This is a genomic window from Bacillus sp. FSL W7-1034 (assembly GCF_038593365.1).
GTDB lineage: Bacteria > Bacillota > Bacilli > Bacillales > Bacillaceae > Bacillus > Bacillus altitudinis.
The window spans coordinates 3,531,471-3,552,109 of sequence record NZ_CP151989.1 but is presented as its reverse complement, the minus strand read 5'-3'; the positions used below and the strand labels follow the sequence as shown (position 1 = coordinate 3,552,109).

The 20,639-nt window shown below is 43.5% G+C and carries 21 protein-coding genes; 17 read left to right on the top strand and 4 right to left on the bottom strand.

Going from position 1 to position 20,639, the window contains the following annotated elements:
- The first annotated feature begins 54 nt into the window (after window positions 1-54).
- The 7 genes from NST73_RS18325 to NST73_RS18295 all read left to right on the top strand — a co-directional run bounded on the left by NST73_RS18325 (window position 55) and on the right by NST73_RS18295 (window position 7,527).
- Entirely contained in the window at window positions 55-2,025 is a 1,971-nt protein-coding gene (locus NST73_RS18325; protein WP_342499270.1) for a BglG family transcription antiterminator, read from the top strand.
- A gap of 76 nt (window positions 2,026-2,101) precedes the next feature.
- Window positions 2,102-3,412, top strand: coding sequence for a PTS transporter subunit EIIC (locus NST73_RS18320; protein ID WP_342499269.1), 1,311 nt, complete (start codon window positions 2,102-2,104; stop codon window positions 3,410-3,412).
- A 15-nt stretch (window positions 3,413-3,427) separates the two neighbouring features.
- Complete coding sequence (uxuA, locus tag NST73_RS18315; protein WP_251185135.1) at window positions 3,428-4,492, top strand: mannonate dehydratase; 1,065 nt, start codon at window positions 3,428-3,430, stop codon at window positions 4,490-4,492.
- Window positions 4,489-5,922, top strand: coding sequence for a glycoside hydrolase family 1 protein (locus tag NST73_RS18310; RefSeq protein ID WP_024719531.1), 1,434 nt, complete (start codon window positions 4,489-4,491; stop codon window positions 5,920-5,922). The genes uxuA and NST73_RS18310 overlap by 4 nt, the downstream gene beginning before the upstream one ends.
- Window positions 5,923-5,934: 12 nt before the next feature.
- Window positions 5,935-6,258 (top strand): PTS sugar transporter subunit IIB, encoded by a 324-nt coding sequence (locus tag NST73_RS18305; protein ID WP_008345616.1) that lies wholly within the window; start codon window positions 5,935-5,937, stop codon window positions 6,256-6,258.
- A 19-nt stretch (window positions 6,259-6,277) separates the two neighbouring features.
- On the top strand, window positions 6,278-6,607 hold the full coding sequence (locus NST73_RS18300) for a PTS lactose/cellobiose transporter subunit IIA (protein WP_008345614.1): 330 nt from the start codon (window positions 6,278-6,280) through the stop codon (window positions 6,605-6,607).
- Window positions 6,608-6,672: 65 nt separating this feature from the next.
- Window positions 6,673-7,527, top strand: a complete 855-nt coding sequence (locus tag NST73_RS18295) for a polysaccharide deacetylase family protein (RefSeq protein WP_342499268.1) — start codon at window positions 6,673-6,675, stop codon at window positions 7,525-7,527.
- Window positions 7,528-8,110: 583 nt separating this feature from the next.
- On the opposite strand, the gene fosM is transcribed toward NST73_RS18295, so the two are convergent.
- From fosM to NST73_RS18275, 4 genes are all read right to left on the bottom strand, one after another.
- Window positions 8,111-8,533 carry a FosM family fosfomycin resistance protein gene (gene fosM / locus NST73_RS18290; RefSeq protein ID WP_047946573.1) on the bottom strand — a complete coding sequence of 141 codons (423 nt, stop codon included), beginning with the start codon at window positions 8,531-8,533 and terminating at the stop codon, window positions 8,111-8,113.
- 64 nt (window positions 8,534-8,597) lie between these two features.
- Entirely contained in the window at window positions 8,598-9,689 is a 1,092-nt protein-coding gene (gene ribD, locus NST73_RS18285; RefSeq protein ID WP_342499267.1) for a bifunctional diaminohydroxyphosphoribosylaminopyrimidine deaminase/5-amino-6-(5-phosphoribosylamino)uracil reductase RibD, read from the bottom strand.
- Complete coding sequence (locus tag NST73_RS18280; protein ID WP_008345606.1) at window positions 9,676-10,437, bottom strand: GTP cyclohydrolase II; 762 nt, start codon at window positions 10,435-10,437, stop codon at window positions 9,676-9,678. The genes ribD and NST73_RS18280 overlap by 14 nt, the downstream gene beginning before the upstream one ends.
- Complete coding sequence (locus tag NST73_RS18275; RefSeq protein WP_342499266.1) at window positions 10,415-11,308, bottom strand: VOC family protein; 894 nt, start codon at window positions 11,306-11,308, stop codon at window positions 10,415-10,417. Before NST73_RS18275 ends, NST73_RS18280 begins: the two co-directional genes overlap by 23 nt.
- Before the next feature lie 178 nt (window positions 11,309-11,486).
- Here NST73_RS18275 and NST73_RS18270 point away from each other — a divergent pair, with 178 nt between their 5' ends.
- From NST73_RS18270 to NST73_RS18225, 10 genes are all read left to right on the top strand, one after another.
- Window positions 11,487-11,819, top strand: a complete 333-nt coding sequence (locus NST73_RS18270) for a helix-turn-helix domain-containing protein (RefSeq protein ID WP_007497926.1) — start codon at window positions 11,487-11,489, stop codon at window positions 11,817-11,819.
- A 370-nt stretch (window positions 11,820-12,189) separates the two neighbouring features.
- Window positions 12,190-12,648: an NEAT domain-containing protein gene (locus NST73_RS18265; protein ID WP_182488991.1), complete on the top strand. Its 459-nt coding sequence runs from the start codon at window positions 12,190-12,192 to the stop codon at window positions 12,646-12,648.
- 20 nt (window positions 12,649-12,668) lie between these two features.
- Window positions 12,669-13,325 carry a heme uptake protein IsdC gene (isdC, locus tag NST73_RS18260; RefSeq protein WP_110487238.1) on the top strand — a complete coding sequence of 219 codons (657 nt, stop codon included), beginning with the start codon at window positions 12,669-12,671 and terminating at the stop codon, window positions 13,323-13,325.
- A gap of 19 nt (window positions 13,326-13,344) precedes the next feature.
- The gene (locus NST73_RS18255) at window positions 13,345-15,153 is read left to right on the top strand and encodes an NEAT domain-containing protein (protein ID WP_342499265.1); all 1,809 of its coding nucleotides are present in this window, start codon (window positions 13,345-13,347) and stop codon (window positions 15,151-15,153) included.
- A gap of 77 nt (window positions 15,154-15,230) precedes the next feature.
- Window positions 15,231-16,118: a heme ABC transporter substrate-binding protein IsdE gene (gene isdE, locus NST73_RS18250; protein WP_024719524.1), complete on the top strand. Its 888-nt coding sequence runs from the start codon at window positions 15,231-15,233 to the stop codon at window positions 16,116-16,118.
- Between the two features lie 33 nt (window positions 16,119-16,151).
- Window positions 16,152-17,138: an iron ABC transporter permease gene (locus NST73_RS18245; protein WP_007497915.1), complete on the top strand. Its 987-nt coding sequence runs from the start codon at window positions 16,152-16,154 to the stop codon at window positions 17,136-17,138.
- Window positions 17,125-17,895, top strand: a complete 771-nt coding sequence (locus tag NST73_RS18240) for an ABC transporter ATP-binding protein (RefSeq protein ID WP_024719523.1) — start codon at window positions 17,125-17,127, stop codon at window positions 17,893-17,895. The genes NST73_RS18245 and NST73_RS18240 overlap by 14 nt, the downstream gene beginning before the upstream one ends.
- A gap of 26 nt (window positions 17,896-17,921) precedes the next feature.
- Window positions 17,922-18,671 (top strand): class B sortase, encoded by a 750-nt coding sequence (gene srtB / locus NST73_RS18235; RefSeq protein WP_024719522.1) that lies wholly within the window; start codon window positions 17,922-17,924, stop codon window positions 18,669-18,671.
- An 18-nt stretch (window positions 18,672-18,689) separates the two neighbouring features.
- The gene (locus NST73_RS18230; RefSeq protein WP_008345587.1) at window positions 18,690-19,628 is read left to right on the top strand and encodes an ABC transporter substrate-binding protein; all 939 of its coding nucleotides are present in this window, start codon (window positions 18,690-18,692) and stop codon (window positions 19,626-19,628) included.
- A complete protein-coding gene (locus tag NST73_RS18225; RefSeq protein ID WP_178897452.1) occupies window positions 19,625-20,638 on the top strand; it encodes an iron ABC transporter permease in 1,014 nt (337 codons plus the stop codon). The genes NST73_RS18230 and NST73_RS18225 overlap by 4 nt, the downstream gene beginning before the upstream one ends.
- Window position 20,639: the final 1 nt, after the last annotated feature.

Sequence of the window (20,639 nt, the reverse complement as noted above, 5' to 3'; positions counted from 1 at the left end):
TCTATTTTCGTTTATGATGATAGGCAAAAGTAATTGACCAAGGGAGGGGAGTCTATGTTATCTCTACGTCAGGAGGAGCTGTTGAGGCGGTTAATGCAGGCAGAGCAGGAGCTGACAGGTGAAGAAATTGCACGCCTGATAGGCGTCACATCACGAACAGTTCGAACAGATATGAAAGCGCTTAAATCGATATTAGAAGCACATGGGGCAACACTTCATATGAAACGTGGAGCAGGGTATACATTGACTGTCGAAGATTATGGAGCATTTCGTACTTTTTTGAAAAACTCAATGAGAGAAAGAAATGAAAAAAAGAATCAAGTCATTCCAGATCAGCCGGAGGATCGTATCTCTTATTTATTGAGAAGGCTTTTATTGTCCGAAGACTATATGAAATTAGATGAATTGGCCGAGGAATTATTTGTGAGTGAATCTACTGTGAAAAATGACCTGAAAGCAGTCAAGCATATTTTCTCTTTACATGGCCTCTCTGTTGCACACCGTCCTAAATATGGACTGAGGTTGACTGGAGATGAAATGAAATTAAGGTATTGTCTAGCTGAGCATGTGTTTCAGCAGGAGCATCCGAACCCTGCCCTTTTACCTGAAGAAACATATCAATTGATTCAAGATATGGTGCGTTCACGTACAAAGGCAAGCGGCCTTCATGTGTCAGAGATCGGTTTAAGCAACTTAGTGACACATATCGCCATTGCGTGCAAACGAATTGAAGAGAAAAAATTGGTCATGATGCCGGAAGGAGAACTCAAAGATATTCAAACACAGCCCGCTTTTCAAGTGGCGAGGCAAATGGCAGAAGATATGCGTCACGTACTCGGTATAGATTTTCCATTATCTGAAATGGCCTATATTGCGATTCATTTAATGGGGGCAAAAATGATGGCGTATGGAGAAACGGGCCACACGCTATTTCACATGCTTGATGAAGAGCATTTCCGTTTAACTCACCAATTACTTGGTTATGTCGAAGAGCACATGTCACTTGATATTCAGACAGACAAGGAATTGATTGTGGGACTAAGTCTTCACCTGAGATCAGCGATTCATCGGTTCCGATATGATATGAACATCCGTAACCCCTATTTATCAGACATAAAAAGGCATTATCCGATTGCTTTTGAAGCAGGTGTCTATATGGGAAGATGGCTGAAGGAAAAAGAGAATGTAGAGATTCATGAAGATGAAATCGGATATTTGGCGCTGCATATTGGTGCTGCCATAGAGCGGACAAAAACTCAGACTGTGAGGAAAAAATGCTTGATTGTGTGCGCAACGGGTGTCGCGAGCAGTCAGCTTCTTCTCCATAAGCTGAAAGCCGCCTTTAGCGAAAGGCTAGAGATTGCTGGAACTGCAAGTGTCAGTGACCTTTTGTCGTATGACTTGAAAAGTATCGATTTGATCATTAGTACCATCCCGCTTCAGAACACATTACCTGTGCCAGTGATTGATGTACATACGATCCTCAGTGAAGACGATATGTCGAGGCTGAAACGATTTGTACATGGGTCACAAGAAATGGGGGTCTTGCGATATATCAGTCCGAAGATGACTTTTTTTCAGCAAGATCTACAAACAAGGGAAGAGGTTCTTCAATTTTTCGTGAATGTATTGCAGGAACAAAACCGAATCCCGGATGATTTTGAACAGCTATTGCTGGAAAGAGAGGAAGTGTCACCTACGTCGTTCGGTCATTTGGTAGCAATTCCTCACCCAATCAAACCGGCAACAGAGGATACGTTTTGTGCGATCTGTACGTTGAGAAAACCAGTGCTGTGGGGCGACGATCGGGTACAGGTCGTCTGTTTGTTAAGTATACAGAAGACGTATCAGAAAGAATTGCAGTCACTCTATCAATTTCTTGTGCGTTTGACAGAGCAGAAGGAAGTGGTGGAGCAAATCATCAAAGCTGCTTCATTTGAAGAACTGACGGCGGCGCTGCACGTGTTGGAACAGCCAGATGAAAAAAAGGACACCCATTTCCGCATCTGTGAGGAAAAAGATTAGATGTTAATGAAAGCGCTTTTAAAATAACATCAAAAAGGAGGATGATCACGAGTTTTTGTAAAGGGGGAGACGGATCATGAGCTTTAAAGAGAGAGCGGCCGACGTCATGGGACATGTCGTTTATCGTATTACAAATCAGAAATATATTATGGCAATTAAGCAAGCATTTGTCACATTAATGCCAATCATCATTACAGGGGCTTTTGCTGTACTGGTCGCAAATATGATCATGAGCCCAGAAACGGGGCTTGCCCATTTTGAGATATTCAGGTTTTTAGCAGAGCTTCAGCCAATTATGAAGGCAATCAATTATGCCACGCTGAACTTTTTAACGATCGGGGCTGTGTTCCTCATCGGGATTGAGCTCGGGAAAATCAATGGACATAAATCGTTATTCCCAGGATTAATGGCATTGATTTCATTTATATCCGTTATTCCGACGACACTTCTTCTTGAAGTCGATGGATCGATGCGTGAGGTTGTTGATGTGCTGGCGAGGCAATTCTCCGATCCAAAAAGCTTATTTTTGGGTATGATCATTGCCATCGTCTCTGTAGAGATTTTTTGTAAGCTTACCGAGGTGAAGTGGCTGCAAATTAAGATGCCAGATTCTGTTCCATCAAATGTGGCGACGTCCTTTTCTTCACTTTTCCCATCAATTATTACGATTACGATCATTAGTTCATTCGGGTTTGCGTTTCACCGTTTGACAGGCATTTATTTGCATGAAGCGGTGTATAACGTCGTGCAGCGTCCGCTTGAAAGTGTTGTGCAGGGACTGCCTGGTATTTTAACGTTAATGTTTGTGGCTCAATTTTTTTGGGTGATCGGTATTCATGGCAACCAAATGATTAAACCGATTCGCGAGCCGCTGTTATTAGGATCAATTGCAGTGAATATGACAGCATTTCAAGAGGGCAAAGAGATTCCAAATATTATCACGATGCCATTTTGGGATGTGTATATGAGCATTGGTGGTTCGGGTGTGACGATTGGTCTGTTGATCGCCATTTTTATAGCGGGTAGAAGGGAAGAGATGCGGAGCATTGCCAAGCTTTCATCAGGCCCTGGACTGTTTAACATCAATGAACCAGTTATTTTCGGATTACCTGTCATGTTGAACCCTGTGATGGCGATTCCGTTTATCGTTACACCACTCGTGACAGGTACGATTGGTTATATCGCAACCGCTACAGGTTTTGCCGGGAAAGCGGTGGTGATGGTGCCGTGGACGACACCTCCGATTGTGAATGCTTGGCTGTCTACCGCTGGCAGTATGGGGGCTGTCATCACACAGCTCATCTGTATTGTTGTCGCTGTTTTCATCTATTTACCTTTTGTTCTCTTATCCAACCGGAAGCCAGAAGCAGCACCTGATTCAGAATAGAAGGAGGGCTCATGAATGAACATGCAATTTAGATGGTATGGCAAAGAAGATCCTGTCTCCCTTTCATATATTCGGCAAATTCCCGGCATGAAAGGGATTGTCAGTGCCGTCTATGATGTGCCGGCTGGTGATCTGTGGCCGGAGGAAAGTATTGCTCATTTAAAAGCGGAAATCGAACGTCACGATCTTGCTTTTGAAGTCGTAGAAAGTCTCCCGATCCATGAAGATATTAAGCTGGGAAAGCCTAGCCGGGATGTTTATATCGAGCATTATCAAGAAAATATCCGCAGATTAGCAAGGCATGGTGTGAAGGTCATTTGTTATAACTTCATGCCAGTCCTTGATTGGACACGAACACAGCTCGATTTCCCACTAGCTGATCAATCGACGACCCTTGTTTATTTTCAGCATCAGCTTGAACAGATGGATATAGAAAAAGATCGATTTTCCTTACCAGGATGGGATACGTCTTATACGCAGGAAGAAATGAGAAAGTTGATGGCTGCATACAGGGCATTGGGGGCGGAAGGGTTGTTTGAGAACCTAGACTATTTCTTGGGAAATATCCTTCCAGTTGCAGCGGAAGAGAACATGAACATGGCACTGCATCCAGATGACCCTCCTTGGAACATATTTGGTCTGCCCCGCATTGTCAGTTGTGAAGAACAAATAGATCGTATCCTTCAGCTCGATGAACGCTCACAGCATGGACTGACCTTTTGTTCCGGTTCCCTAGGCTGTAATGCGAAAAATGATGTTCCTTCACTTGCGAGAAAGTATGCCAAAAAAGGGCGTATACACTTTGCTCATTTACGCAATGTCAATTTGTATGAAAACGGTGATTTTGAAGAGTCGGCACACCTGTCGTCAGCAGGCAGCCTCGATATGGGAGCGATTGTGAACGCATTGTTTAAGGAAGGATTTGCTGGCTATGTCCGGCCAGATCATGGACGAATGATCTTTGGTGAGACGGGCAGACCTGGCTATGGATTATACGACCGAGCACTTGGAGCTATGTATTTACAAGGGATGTGGGAAGGACTTCAAATTCACACGAAGAAAGGTCAGGTGGCAACATGAACAAAATCGACATACCCAATGACTTTATTCTAGGTGCTGCGGCTTCTGCTTGGCAGACGGAGGGTTGGAAAGGGAAGAAACCGCATCAGGATTCGTATATAGACCTTTGGTATAAGGAGGGGTATCACGTATGGCACGAAGGATACGGACCAGCAGGAGCAACGAATTTTTACGAGCGCTATCCTGAAGATGTAGCCCTTATGAAGGAAATTGGGTTATCTCATTACCGGACATCGATCAATTGGTCGAGGTTTCTCATAGATTACGAGAATGGAATTGTAGATGAGACCTATGCTCGTTATATTGATGATTTCATCAATGAATTACTTGAAGCAGGTGTAGAGCCGATGTTTTGCTTAGAGCATTATGAGCTTCCTGCTGTTTTGCTTGAAAAGTACGGCGGTTGGTCATCTAAACATGTTGTCGAGCTGTTTGTTCTGTATGCAGAAAAGGTGTTTGAACGCTATGGAGACCGGGTCAAACATTGGTTTACCTTTAATGAACCAATTGTTGTTCAGACTCGTGTGTATCTAGATGCTATTCGTTATCCTTTCGAGCAAAATACGAAGAAATGGATGCAGTGGAACTATCATAAAGCCTTGGCGACAGCAAAAGTGGTGAAGCTTTTTCAGGAAATGGGCTTGAAGGAATCAGCCCGTGCAAAAATCGGGGTCATTCTCAATCCAGAAGTGACGTATGCGAGATCGACTGCTCCGCATGATCAAGAAGCGGCCCGCATGTATGATTTGTTTTTTAATCGAGTGTTCTTAGATCCCTCCATTAAAGGCGAGTATCCAGAAGAACTGCTTGATGTGTTGAAAAAGCATGACATTCTTTTCGATGCAACGGAAGAAGAGCTTCAGCTCATTAAAGATCATACAGTCGATGTGGTCGGTCTTAATTTATACTATCCGCATCGCGTTAAGGCACCTAGCAAGGCTTGGAACGAAAACACACCGTTTCATCCATCTTATTATTACGATCTATTTGAGCTCCCAGGGAGAAAAATGAATCCATTCAGAGGCTGGGAAATCTATCCGAATATCGTCTATGATATGGGCATGAGAATAAAAGAAGAATACGGCAATATCGAGTGGTTTGTGGCTGAAAACGGTATGGGGGTCGAGCAGGAAGAGCGGTTTAAAAACGAAGACGGCATCATTGATGATCAGTACCGAATTTCATTTATCAGCCAGCATTTGAAAAAAGCCCTCCAAGCGAAAAAAGAAGGTTCAAACTGCAAGGGATATATGCTCTGGGCTTTTACGGATAATGTCTCACCGATGAATGCATTCAAGAATCGCTACGGATTAGTAGAGATCCAGCTGGAGAATGAACGGAATCGTCAGATGAAAGCGTCAGGGTACTGGTTCAAAACATTAATCCAAACGAGGAAATTAAGGGATGAACCAGATGTCATTTATCAATAGGAGTGATGGGATATGAAGCGAATCATTCTCGCTTGTGCAGCAGGAATGTCGACGTCGATTGTGGTATCTAAAATGAAGGCAGCCGCAGAAGGAAAAGGGCTGGATTATGAAATTTATGCGATACCTGAAGGGGCCATTGCGGACGAATTAGAAGAGCATGGGGACGATGTAAAGGTCATTTTGCTAGGACCGCAAGTTAGCTTTATGAGAAAGGCAGCAGAAAAAACAGCGGCACCTTATCATATACCTGTCGATGTGGTAAATGTAAGATTATATGGAACAGCGAATGGAGAAAAAATTCTAGAACATGCTCTGAAACTAGCAAATGAATCTTGAGCAATCGGAGGAGAAGCAGATGACGGTATTAGAGGAAATGCAGGGAGCAGCCTTTCAAATCATTGCCCATGCAGGTGAGGCACGAAGCCATTATGTAGAAGCCATTCGTCTAGCAAGAGCGGATGACTTTGAAGCAGCACAGCAGTTGATTGAAAAAGGGGAGGAAGCGTTTCGAAGCATCCATGACCTGCACTTGTCGCTGATACAAAAAGAGGCGGCAGGGGAACAGCTTCCCTTTTCTTTACTGCTCATACATGCAGAAGACCAAATGCTCACAACAGAGACCATCCATCTGCTTGCCATTGAAATGATCGAAATGTGTAAAAAAATGAATACCCTGTCAAAATAGATATCAGTTATTAACCAATTTCTGTTATAATCATTCGGTAGATAAAGAGAAAGCAGGATTGGTGAATGAAAAAAACATGTATGTGGCTTGCAGTTGGTTTAGTCATGCTGCTCATTTCGGGCTGTATGGGTACGAAACAGCAAACAGAAGGAAACCAGCAAGCCATCAAAGAGGTAAAGGGTCAAGTACAAACGAAAGAAACAACAGAAACGCAGCAAATTGAAGCGGCAGAGATAGACAAACAAAACTGGATTCAGCAAAAGGAACCCGTTACGCTTCCAATCTTGATGTATCACAGTATTTCCAGCGGTAATTCGTTACGTGTGCCAAAAAGCGAATTTGCGGCTCATATGAAATGGCTGAAAGACAACGGCTATGTCACGCTGTCGCCGAAAGAGGCATATCAAGTTCTCGCGACCAATTCGACACCAAGTGAAAAGTATGTTCTTATCACATTTGACGATGGATACACGGATAACTACACAAAGGCATTTCCGATTTTAAAAGAATATGGAATGAAAGCCACGATTTTTATGATCGAGCAGTCCATTGGCCGTCCGCATCATTTAACCGATGCTCAAATGGATGATATGATGGCGAATGGTATTTCAATAGAGAGTCATACCATTCATCATTTAGAACTCAATCGTTTAACACAGAAGCAGCAGGAAGAAGAATTAAAAGGATCGAAGGTATTCTTTGACCAGCGTTTTTCTCAACAAACGATCATGGTCAGCTATCCGGTCGGTCGCTATAACGAAGACACACTGAAGCTGGCGAAGGAAGCAGGATATGAAATGGCTGTGACCACTGAACCAGGACATGCGAAAAAGGAACAAGGCATGATGTCCTTACACCGCCTGCGCATTTCACCGGGACTTTCACCCGAAAGCTTTGGCAGGCTGATAGAGGGAAATTGATCAATATTAGATCACAGATGTTTCACATGAAACATTTTACGACACGTTTCGTGGATTAAATACGATTTGTTTGAGATAAATGTATGCAGAAGGAATCAGTTTTTTATATACTGATTCTTTTTTATTTAATTAAATAAGGTCTTACAGTTGCCAATAGAAAGTAGGAGGGCTTAGAAGAAAAGTACAGGTTATTATACTTGAAAGTTATTTTGAGTGTTGTTCAGTTTATTTGATTCATTGCATAACAAAAAGCTGTATAATTTATTTGAAATAATGAAAATTCTGCATTTGAAATGAATAAGTGAGATTAAAAAATAAGCTTAACTATGGTAACAAATTGTTACTTATGGTAACATATTGTTGCACAAGTTTTTTGTTCAACTCGGACTAAGTTGAACTAGTTTTCAAACTGAAGCACGAGAGCTTCAAGGTGAATTTCTTGAACGTTCACCATACAACTGAAAAGAAATTTAATTTGGGCACTCGGCTGACTACCGTGTGCTTTTTCTATGTATATTTTACCATCTTTCCTATTTAATGACGAATAGCACCTTGTTGTTTCTTCTCTGTTTTTCTTTGCGTTTCATTCATAAAACTCTATATGCGTTTTCTCTAGTTTGTAATAATCCAATCGATCTTTCAAGGTTCCTGTATGAAATTCAAATTTATGTCCATCAGGGTCTGTGAAATAAATCGACTTCTGATCTCTTTCGTCTCTTGGCCGGCTTGGTAAGATGTTGACGTTCAAATCTTTTAGTTTGTTATACATTGGATCTACATCCTCCTCATCAATAGAAAAAGCGATGTGTGTGTAAGAGTGATGGATGTCTTGACGAGGAATGTCTTTTTCTACATTGAGGGCAAGCCACAGGCCGTTCAAATCGAAGTAAGCTGTCGTTCTGCCCTTTGTTAACAATTTGGCATTAAAGACCTTTGTGTAAAAATCAATAGATGTCTCTAAATCAGAAACAGAAAATAATAAATGGTTTATTCCTTTGATGTTCAATTTAATCACCTCAAATTCAATGATGAGAAAAAAGCTTGCAGACTCAATCTACAAGCTTTGTTGTTTATTGATAAACAGGATAACCCGTTATCTTTATATCTTTTCCGAGTGGTTCAAGAGAGAGTTGATCCAGTTCAATTGCATCACTCATGAGGCGTATGCCTTCGCCTCCGAAAAAAGAAGGAGAGAGTCGACCGCCAATGAGCTTGGGCGCCATGTAGATGACGAGTTTATCGACAAGCTGCTGTTCTAAAAATGAGGCATTGATTTGTCCGCCGCCTTCAATCATCAGGGAGGAGATATTTCTTTCTCCAAGCACTTGAAGTACTTCTTGTAAGGGCACTCGGATATCGCTATCCGTCATGATGACGCTGACGCCAGCTGCTTCTAAAGCGGCTCGTTTTTCTTCATTGGCTTGTTTTGTTGTAAAGATCCATGTTGGCGCCATTTGATCTGTGACCACCTTTGCTGTCAGCGGGATAGACAGCTTAGAGTCTAAGACAATTCGAATTGGATGATGACCGTTTGGAATCCGTGCTGTTAATGAAGGATCGTCGTGAATGACGGTTTGCGCACCGACCAAGATGGCATCGTTGATACTGCGAATGTGATGTGCATCATAACGGGACGTCTCTGATGTAATCCACTTGCTGTCAGACGTAGCAGATGCAATTTTTCCGTCTAACGTAATGCCCGCTTTGAGCGTCACGAAAGGTGTTTTTTTCGTAATAAAGTGATTAAATACTTCATTCATCAGAATGGATTCCTGTTCAAGTACGCCCGTGATAACTTGTATGCCAGCGTCTTGTAAAATGGCAATCCCGCGGCCAGCGACCAGCGGATTCGGATCAAGTGCCGCCACGACAACAGTTTCGACGCCAGCTTTCACAAGTGCTTCAGCGCATGGGCCTGTGCGGCCATGATGGGAACAAGGCTCTAGTGTCACATAGATCGTGGCACCTTTTGCCTTATCTCCAGCCATTTTGAGCGCATGGATTTCTGCATGTGGTTCGCCGGCCTTCATATGCGCCCCGACCCCAACAATTTCATTTTCTCGCACAATCACAGCCCCGACGAGCGGATTGGGAGATGTCTGACCTTTCATTGCTTCGGCATTTTCAAGGGCTAGTTTCATATATCGCTCATGATGTGGCAATCGTACGCACCTCTTGATCCGCCTTCATATGGCCTGAGCGGTTAATTTTTGTCTGCAAGTATTTTTCATTGAACTCAGAGACATCACCCCAAAGAGGAATCCGTCCAGAAAGAGAAAGGCCTGCATGACTGATAGCATCGGTCTTTTTCGGATTATTGGTAATAAGTCTGACTGGCTTTGTACGCAACGTTTGAAGAACAGCAATCGCTTCTTCATATTGACGTGTATCATCTTCAAAGCCTAGTGCTTCGTTTGCTTCTACTGTATCGTAGCCGTTTTCTTGCAAGATGTAGGCCATGGCTTTACTGAAAAGACCGATCCCGCGTCCTTCATGGTTGGCTAAATAAAACAGTGCGCCTGCTCCATTGTCCTCAATCATCCGCATAGACTGTTTCAATTGGAACCCGCAATCGCAGCGTTTGCTTCCGAAAATATCGCCGGTGTGGCAGATGGAATGCATGCGGATCAGCGCTTCATCAGCATGTTCGAAATCTCCGTAAACAAGGACACTTGATTGCTGGTGATCTGCAAGCTCACGGGAGGAAAGGCTTTCGATTAAAGCTTCATCTGATAATGGTTCTTTCCCGTCATCTTTTAACCATGAATACCAGTTAAACATGACCGTTCTACCGTCTAAATTCACTGGCAGTTTAATAGGTCCAGTGATATATATAAATCCGTCTTCTTGCTGTACTCGTTTGATTTTATCTTTTAAAATGGCTGTTTTAACCTCTGTGTGTTTGTCCATATTCTGCACCTTCTTTTTTGTCTGTTTCTTCAATCTGTAAACGAACGAGAACGCCAAATGGATCAATAAATTCGTTACTTTTTCCTGTCGTGTTCATGTGAACGCCTGCTTTTGTCAGACGTTCGACGACGGATGTTCTATCGTCTTCTTTTGGGAAAACCAGTGTATAGCTTCTAATTCCTGAAAAACGTGGATCAATGGCTCCTTTTCTCCCGCGTCCCCATGCATTAAAGGCAAGGTGGTGATGATAGACGCCACCAGCAACGAATAAGCTGGCTGGGGGAGCCATTCGGATATGAAAACCGAGCGTGTTCACATAAAAGGAATCGGCTTCTTCTGGGTTGAGATGGAAATGCAAGTGTCCCATGACTGTACCAGCCGGGAGTCCTTCCCAGGTGGAATCAGCGGCTTCTTGCAGGAGACCATCTCCATCAAGCGGAGCATTTCCGCCACCTTTCAGCTCTCCATGCTCACCTACCCATATGTCCTGAGGACGATCAGCATAAATCTCAACGCCGATGCCATCTGGATCACTTAAATAAATGGCTTCACTGAAAAAGTGATCGCTTGCTCCAATTAAAGGATAGCCTTTTTTGAGCACATGCGCCAGCCATGTGCCCAGGTTTTTTCTGGTAGGTAATAAAACCGCAAAATGATAAAGTCCTGGCTCATGATCCGGCTTCTCTTTCAGCTGCACATCTTCTTTCAGCACAAGGATTGGTTCCTTTGCGTTGCTGCCAAGCGTGACAGTAGAATCCGTCTGTTTTAATAAAGTAAAACCTAAAATGTCTGTATAAAAAGGCAAAGAACGCTCAAAGCTGGACACATGTAATTCTGTTACACCTAATCTTACCTGCTCTATTGTATTCAAAGCTCGGTCATCTCCTTCATGTTATATGCATCTGCATGTTCAATGGTTTATTGAAAATTGATAAAATGATTACCTTGTTACTTTTAGTAACTAAACTATATAATAGTTAGTGACTTATTTCAAGTAATTAATTATGTTATAATGAAAAAAAGTAGAGAAAAGCAGGAGGGAGTAAAGTATGGCTCAAGTAGATGGCTGCCCAATTACAGATGCCATGGAGATTTTAGGGAAGAAGTGGGTGATTCTGATCATCAATCAGCTTTTGACAGGGCCAAAACGTTTTTGTCAGCTAGAAAATGAAATGAACATCAGCGGACGGTTATTATCAGAAAGGCTGAAAGATTTAGAAGCTGAAGGCCTTGTTGAGAAAAAAGTATATCCCGACATTCCCGTGCGGATTGAATATGAACTAACAGAACAAGGAAAGAAAATTGAACCAGTCATACGGGAAATGTATGCTTGGTCTTTAGAGCGAAAAAATAGTGAAAAGGGTGAACATGTCCCTTCTTAATCGATTTCGATCAGTGTCCCTGATCGATTTTTTTTGTGATTTTCCAGAAATCTAAGTCAATAGTATGAAAAATGATGTTGACAATAATTTCATTCATCATATAATATCAAGGAGAAGAGGGTTCTTTTCCCTGTAATGGAATGGGGAGGTTATGCCATGGTATCATGAATGGGACAGATTACCTAAACCGTGTATCACTACATCATGTAGCAACAGACATCTTTGACTTGTCAAAAGCAAAGATTTATTTTTTGGTCTCTATTGATAATGATTATCATAATCATTTATGAGTGTGATTCATACGCTGATAAAGGTTATTTTTTTTATTGTCTATTGAGAATAATTATCAATATCATTTAGGAGGATATATATGAAATCACTTCGTTCAGCATCACACGTCTTATTATTCTTTAGCTTTGTTCTATTGTTTGCTCTAGCCCCGGTTAGCTCTGCCTCAGCAGCAGGCTTAGCAGATGGTCAATATTCAGCACAATATGTGGTATGGAAAGCAGACAGTGATTCAACGTCAACAGCAAATACGTATTTTGAAAAACCAGCTAAGCTTGTTGTGAAGGACGGAAAAATCAAAGCGCAAGTCACGTTAACGAACAGCTCTTGGATTACAAGCTTTAAAACATTGGATCAAGGTGTCTACAAAGATGCGAAGGTGATCAGTACAAACACAGCTGCTAATAAGAGAACGGTAGAGTTCAATGTCAACAGCCTGACAGATGTTGTACCAGCTAAAGTGAGTGTGACTGTACCGGTCATTGGATATACAGGCAATTACGATATTCGCATCAAGTTTGATGCAGCAACTGTTCAATAAAAAGGGAGGCAATTCATTTGATGAAAAAATGGATCAGGATGCCAGCCTTCATGGCTGCATTGCTTCTGGCACTTATACTGCCTTTTTCAAATGCACAGGCTGCCTCATTAAATGATGGTACATACTCCGTCAATTACACTGTGATGAAGGCCGAAGGAACTGCCGTTTCGATGGCAAATGATTACTGGCTGAAGCCGGCAAAAGTGATCGTGAAAAATGGCAAGCTGACTGTGCAAATGACCATTAAAAACAGCAGCTGGGTAACGGAATTTAAAGTGCCGGGAAATGGCGGCTATGTCGATACGACGGTTCTATCAACGAATAAGAAAGCCAATACAAGGCTTGTTCAATTCCAAGCACAGAGTTTGTCTAAACCAATCAAGTCAAAAATCCATGTCACAGTCAAATCGGCTGATTATGATCATGACTATACCATCCAACTGAAATTCGATGAAAGCAGCATCAAGTCACTTTCTTCTGACAGTTCAAAAGAAACAGCAGGTGCAGCAAAACATCAAGAATCATCAAAGGAAACAACCAAAACAACTGATTCATCCACCAAAACAAAACAAGAAGAAAATCCTCAAACTGGTGATACAAGCCAGATGGGATGGCTCCTTGTGCTTGTCTTATGTTCAGGCGGGTTTTTAGCGAGAAAGTGGATCATCAAGCATTAACGGAAGGAAGTGTCATCTTTTGAAACGTCTTTTTCATCTACAGACAGCTATTCTGCTCGTTTTATTCAGTTTGTTGACTGCGTTTCAGCTGCCTCAAGGAACGGCTCAGGCGGCATCATTGGTTGATGGTGAATATACGGCCGGATTCACCATTTTAAAAAATGGCAGCACTGAAGCATCCATGATGGATACGTATACAGAAAAGCCAGCTAAGCTCGTCATCGAAAATGGCAAGACGACTGCCTATTTGACGCTGAAGCAAAGCAAAGAAATCACAGATTTCAAGGTCGAACAAAATGGCTCTCTCGTCACCACTGAAACGGTCAGTGAAGATGAGACAGCGAATACGCGTGTGATCAAATTTGATGTAGCCGATGTATCAGCCAAATTAAATGGCTGGGTCAAAATTTACTGGGACTTAGGCGGCTTTATTTATGATGAGGCGTATGACGTACAGATCGCTTTCGACGAGAGCAGTCTCACACTTGTCACGCCTGCGAAGCCAGACGATAGTGAAACAACACCAGATGATCAAAACGGTACGACGCCAGGCGACAGTGAAACAACACCAGATGATCAAAGTGGTACGACACCAGGTGACAGCGAAACAAAGCCGGATGATCAAAGCGGCACGACGCCAGGCGACAGCGAAACAAAGCCAGATGATCAAAACGGCACAACACCAGTTGATTCGACGCAGAACCAATTAAAAGATGGTGTGTATCGTATCAACTACAGTGTGCTGAAGGGCGATGAGGATGTGGCATCTCGAATGAGCCAATACTTCTCACATCCAGCATCGTTAACCGTTAAAAATGGAACGCAAACCGTTTCCTTTACGGTGAAGGACCATACGTCAGTTGATTCTTTGAAAATAGAGAAAAACGGTTCTTATCAAGAAGTGAAAAACGTGAGCACAGATCAAGCAAAGAACACAAGAGTGGTTTCATTTGAAGTGTCTGATCTGAAAAAAGCAGTTAACGGAAAAGTACACATTGTGGTAGCAGCCGCTCACTATGATCAAACGTATGATATTCGTTTTCAATTTGATTCAAAAAGTATCGTTCCACTGAAGGACGGTCAAATAGAGGAAGAAACACCGGCTACACCAGAAACACCAAAACCAAATAAACCAGCACCAGACACAACGAACGGCGGAACGAATCAAGAGACAGTTCAGCTAAAAGACGGGGTGTACAAGCTTCCTTTCTCAATGAAGAAAGCAGACAAAGATGAGCTTTCTCGCATGAACGATTACGTCGTGAGCCCTGCGACATTGGTGGTGAAAAATGGCCGCCATTTCGTTTCATACACTGTGAAGAACAGCTCAGCCATCACGTCGTTCCAAGTAGGAAGCGGCGGTAAATTTGAAGAGACGCTAGTTGCAAAGACTGATCAAACAGCAGATACACGAGTGATTCAATATGAAGCAAAAAGTGTAAGCAGTGATCAGGCAGCACGCGTGAAAATTGACATTCCAGCTGCCAATTATCATGAGCAGTACGATGTCAAACTTGTCTATGATACGAAAGGCATTTCACTTGGTGAAGGAAGCGGAATTGCGACGGTGATCGGAGACGATGAGAGCATCGGCTTTGTGAAAAATCCGAATGATCACGATTCTCAACCAAGCCAGCTTGCGAATCTCGCCCCTGAGGAAACGGGTGCAGAGCAGATGACCTTTACGCCATCAGATGACCAAACCAAGTCTGAGACAGGTCAGCTGAACCCAAAAACAGGAGATACTTCACTTCTTTGGGTGTACATTCTTTTATTCGGCGGATCACTATTCGTGCTCGTCAGAAAGTATCAAACTCGTACAAGATAAAGAATCTATTTTAAGTGAGGTGCGCCATTCATCTCGGCGCATCCACTTCCTTTTTTTCGAAAGGAGGCTTCTGTTTTTTGAAGCATCGAATGTTATGTACCCTGATCACGGCTCTATGTGTGTGCGTCTTCTTAGCAGGCTGCTCACAATCAGCTGAAAGCTCAGCGAAAGGCAAAAAAAGCGCAGCATCAAATGCCCGCATTGTGGCAACGACTGTAGCTGCTGCTGAGATCATGGATGCGCTAGAGGTAGATCTTGTCGGGGTGCCAACAAGTCAAAAATCCTTGCCGGCTCGATACAAAGGACTCCCAGCAGTCGGTAACCCAATGAGCCCAGACATGGAAATCATCCAATCACTTCAACCGACAGATGTCCTGTCTGTCACGACCCTTCAATATGATTTAGAAACGCCTTTTCAACAAGCTTCTGTCCCTGCGACATACCTCAACCTTGAGAGCCTGGACAAGATGGAGAACGCCATCACAAAGCTTGGAGAAAAATATGATAGAAAGACACAAGCGAAACGCATTGTGGATGATTTTGAACAAAAAAAGAAAGACATACAAGAGAGAACGAAGGGAAAGACGAAGCCATCCGTTCTCATTTTGCTTGGTGTACCAGGCAGTTATTTAGTGGCAACAGAGAATTCGTATATCGGTGATCTTGTGCGTATTGCAGGAGGAAAGAACATCGTAAAAGGTGAGAAAATGGAGTATTTGGCATCCAATACGGAGTATTTACAAAAAGCCAATCCAGATATCATTCTCCGAGCCGCACATGGGATGCCGGATGAAGTCGTCAAAATGTTTGATCAAGAATTTAAAACAAATGACATCTGGAAACATTTCCATGCGGTCAAACAAGACCGGGTGTACGACCTCGAAGAAAGCTTATTCGGGACAACAGGCAACTTAAAGGCAAGAGAGGCATTAGATGAATTGACTCGTATGTTGTATCCGTCATAAGCGGCGAATCTTAATGATAAAAGGACGTTCAAGATGAAAAAAACAGGGATTTTATTTCTGATAGTCAGTCTCTTACTAGCCGGCGTATTTATTTATTCCGCCATTACGGGGAGCATTCATGTTACACCAATTGAATTATTGGAAGGGCTTATGACCGGTCAACATGCACAGGTAGAAATCATTAAAGATTTAAGAATCCCCCGCATGCTCATAGCGATGTTTACAGGGGCGGCTTTATCTGTCTCCGGTGTCCTCTTGCAGTCTGTGATGAGGAATCCATTAGCAGATGCCGGTGTTATTGGTATTTCATCGGGAGCTAGCTTCTTTTCTTTAATGGCGATTACAGCGCTTCCTCAATTTTATTTCTACTCTCCTTTATTTTCAGTTTTAGGCGGGGCAATTGCCTGCTTCCTCGTATACGTGTTGTCTTGGAAAGGCGGCTTAAGCCCGATTCGAATGATTTTGGTGGGGATCGCCATCAATGCCATGTTTACAGGGATGGCAGAAGCGTTTGTGACCATTTGCAGCTATTTCAATATCACCATTAATCAGTCGGGACAGTCGAATCTGACGATGAAAACGTGGGGAGATGTCCGTTTAATCGGTGTCTATGGCGTCATTGGGCTTGTGGTTGCGCTTTTCTTTAGCAGATGGTGTAACTTGCTTGCCCTTCAAGATAAGACGGCGAAAAACTTAGGATTGCGTGTGACCAGAATGCGCCTTTTGATTTCAATCACGGCGGTGTTATTAGCAGCGGTGACTGCTGCGGTAGCGGGCGTGATTGCCTTTGTCGGTTTGCTCATTCCCCATATCTCTAGAAGGCTCGTCGGCTCGGACCATCGGGTACTGATTCCATTTTCTGCGTTAAGCGGGGCCTTGCTCATTTTGACGGCTGATACGCTCGGCAGAACGCTTGTGGCACCAAATGAAATCCCTGCTTCTACAATCATGGCTGTTATTGGCGGGCCGTTTCTGATCTTTTTATTAAGAAGGGGGGATCGTCTTCATGGACATTCGTGAGGTGTCGTTTTCCTATGATCGGCAGAGGGACATTGTTCAATCGGTCACTACAAAGATTGAAAAGGGGAAAATCACCACCATTATCGGTCCAAATGGCTCGGGCAAATCCACGTTACTTTCTTTGATGGCACATAACCATTGTCCACATAAAGGACAGATTCACTTAGATGGACAAGAGCTGAATGCGTTCAAGCCAAGGGAACTCGCGAGAAAGCTGGCAGTCGTTCATCAGCAAAATGAAGCGCCGCTCGATTTAACGATCGAACGAGTCGTGGCATTTGGGAGAACGCCCTACCAGACGATGCGCGGCAGTGACAAGGAAGAAGATGAGAAAGCAATCGAGTGGGCACTGTCCTGTACAAAGCTGACGGATAAGCGAAAGGTGCCTCTCGCCTCATTGTCAGGTGGAGAACGGCAGCGTGTATGGATTGCTATGGCTTTAGCGCAAAAAACACCGATCCTTTTCTTAGATGAACCGACGACTTATTTGGATATGTATTATCAATTTGACATTCTGGAGCTCATTCGAGAGCTCAATGTCGAGCATGGATTAACCATCGTGATGGTCCTGCACGATATGAATCAGGCGATTCGCTATAGTGATGTCATCATCGCCATGAAAGATGGACAAATTATCCGCGAAGGACGGCCAAATGATGTGTTAACAGAAGAGATGGTGCGGCACATTTATCATGTGTCCGTCACAATTAAGCAGGATGCAGAAACAGGGATGTATATCGTGCCTGTAGGCATATAAGTTGTGCAAAAAGCAGGTGAGACAGTGTGAAACGAGGGAAAAGAATCGGGCAGCGAATGCTGACGATCGTCTGTTTAGGTGTTTTTCTATATAGCGGTACTGCCATTGGCTTGGAGCTCTTTGGCAATTATCAAAATCGTCAGGTGCTTGCAAAGGCTCAGACACTTTACACACACGAGGATGGAATGAAACAGCGAAAACCTGGAGAAATCCGTCAGTCATTTGATGATTTGCGAAAGGTGAATGAAGACATTGTCGGTTGGATTGATATGAAGGACACGATGATTCAGTATCCAATTGTTCAGTCAAACGATAATGCATTCTATTTAACTCGTAATTATGTAAAGGATGACACACGGGCAGGCAGTATCTTTATGGATTATCGTAATGACGTCTTGCATGAAAGTCCCAATACAGTGGTGTACGGTCATCGGATGAGGGATGGGTCTATGTTTGCTGGTCTCACAAACTATTTGAAAAAAGATTTCTTCCAAGATCATCGCACATTTCAGTATGATACGCTGTACCAAAGCTATGAAGCAGAGATTTTTGCTGTGTATGAGACGACAGTCGATTTCGATTATATTCAGACTGATTTTCAGGATCTTGGTGAATATGCGCACTACTTGCAAGCTGTGCGTAAGAAGTCCATCTATCAAACGAAAACAGACGTATCCACAGATGACTTGATTCTCACATTATCGACCTGTGATCACGTGCTGGCACCTAAAAACAAGCGTCTCGTGGTACAGGCGAAACTAAAGAAAGTTTACTAGAAAAGGAGAGACAGACGGTTGAAATGTTTACATGTGATTTGGGCAGGACTCGTCGTCGTGCTTCTCCTCGGCGGATGCAGCCAGGCGGCGCCTGTCGAGAATGGGAGCGGGCAAGGTGCGCTCAACATTCAGGATTTTGCCGGCAGAACATTATCGTTTCATGAATCACCTGAACGGATCGTCTCGTTGTCAACTGGCGACATGAGCATCATTTATGCTCTAGGTGGTCAGGTTGTCGGCCGGCCAACTGCCGAATTGCCAGACAATCTACAAAAGGCAAAGTCCGTACAATCAATTGGCACAACCCATCAATTTGATGTCGAGCTGATCACGAGTTTAAAGCCCGATGTGGTGCTTGGGAATGAATCATTAAACAGCAAGGATATCTCTACTATAGAAGGAATTGGTTCACAGCTTCTTTTGACAAGTGCCAACTCAGTGAAGGACATCCAGCGTCAAGTTACTTTATTTGGTGATTTACTTGGAAAGCAGCAAAAGGCCAAAGCACTCAATGCTCAAATCGATCAGCGGATCAAGCAAGTGAAGCAGCCTGAGAAAAAAGTAAAGACACTCGTTGTATATGGTGCGCCCGGCACATATATGGCGGCACTTCCACAATCTTTAAGCGGTGATCTGCTGCGGATCGCTGGTGGGGCGAATATTGCTGAAAATGAACCAGCACTCGAGAAGTTTCCGCAATATGCACAAATCAATGCAGAAAAGGTAATCGAGGCCGATCCGGATCTCATTTTGCTGATGACACACAGCAATCCTGAAGATGTCAAAGCAGGCTTTATGAGTGAAATGAAGCAAAATGCGGCGTGGCACGATGTATCAGCTGTCAAAAATGGACACGTTGAGATTCTGCCAAGTGACCTATTTGGGACAAATCCAGGCGCAGAAGTCATCAGAGCGATCGATGAATTAGAGAAGAAATTGAAGCGATTGTCATCATGAAGATGAATGCAGAACTAGATTTTCAAAAAAGGCAGTCAAGACGAAAATGGCTGTTACCAGGATTGTTTCTCTCTTTATGTGTGGGCGTCTGTCTAGGACTTGCGGTAGGTTCTGTCCAATTGTCGCTGACGGATTTAATGGCTGTGTTCACGGGATCAGGTCTGCCTGTTCATGAAAAAATTGTCATGGATTTACGGCTTCCCCGTGTGCTCATTGGTTTTCTCGTTGGGGCCTGTCTCGCGGCATCAGGGGCGATTTTACAAGGAGTTGTCCGAAATCCACTTGCTGACCCTGGGATCATTGGTGTGACTGCGGGCGGCGGGTTAGCTGCTGTACTCAGCATGATTGTTCTCCCGCAGTTCACGTATTTGCTTCCGGCAGCTGCTTTTCTGGGCGCCTTATTAGCAGCTCTTGTCGTGTATATGCTGTCATTTGATCAAGGGGTTTCCCCGCTTAAATTGATCTTGGCAGGTGTTGCCGTCAATGCCCTGCTTGGTGCGGTGATGAATGGGTTTATGGTGCTTTATAGTGAGCGTGTGCAGGCTGTTTTGCCTTTTCTATCAGGGGGATTAAACGGGCGGAGCTGGCATCATCTTAGCTTTGTGTGGCCATATGCGCTGGCTGGATTATGTCTTTGTTTTTTCGCCATTAAACCGTCCAATCTCCTTTTACTTGGCGATGAATCGGCTCAGCTATTGGGCCTTCGAGTAGAGCGGACTCGATTTTTTCTCATTGCGCTGGCCGCTCTTTTAGCTGGAGCGGCTGTCAGTGTCAGTGGTTTAATCGGATTTGTCGGGCTTGTTGTACCTCATTTTATCCGTCTTTTAATCGGAGATGATTACCGGTATTTGCTGCCGATTTCAATGCTTGGAGGGGGCGTGCTTGTGGTCTTTGCCGATACAGCGGCACGGGTCTGGTTTACACCGGTTGAATTGCCTGTAGGGATCTTGCTTGCCTGCATCGGTGCACCTTTCTTCCTCTATTTATTAAAAAAGAAAGGGAGGGGTTAAG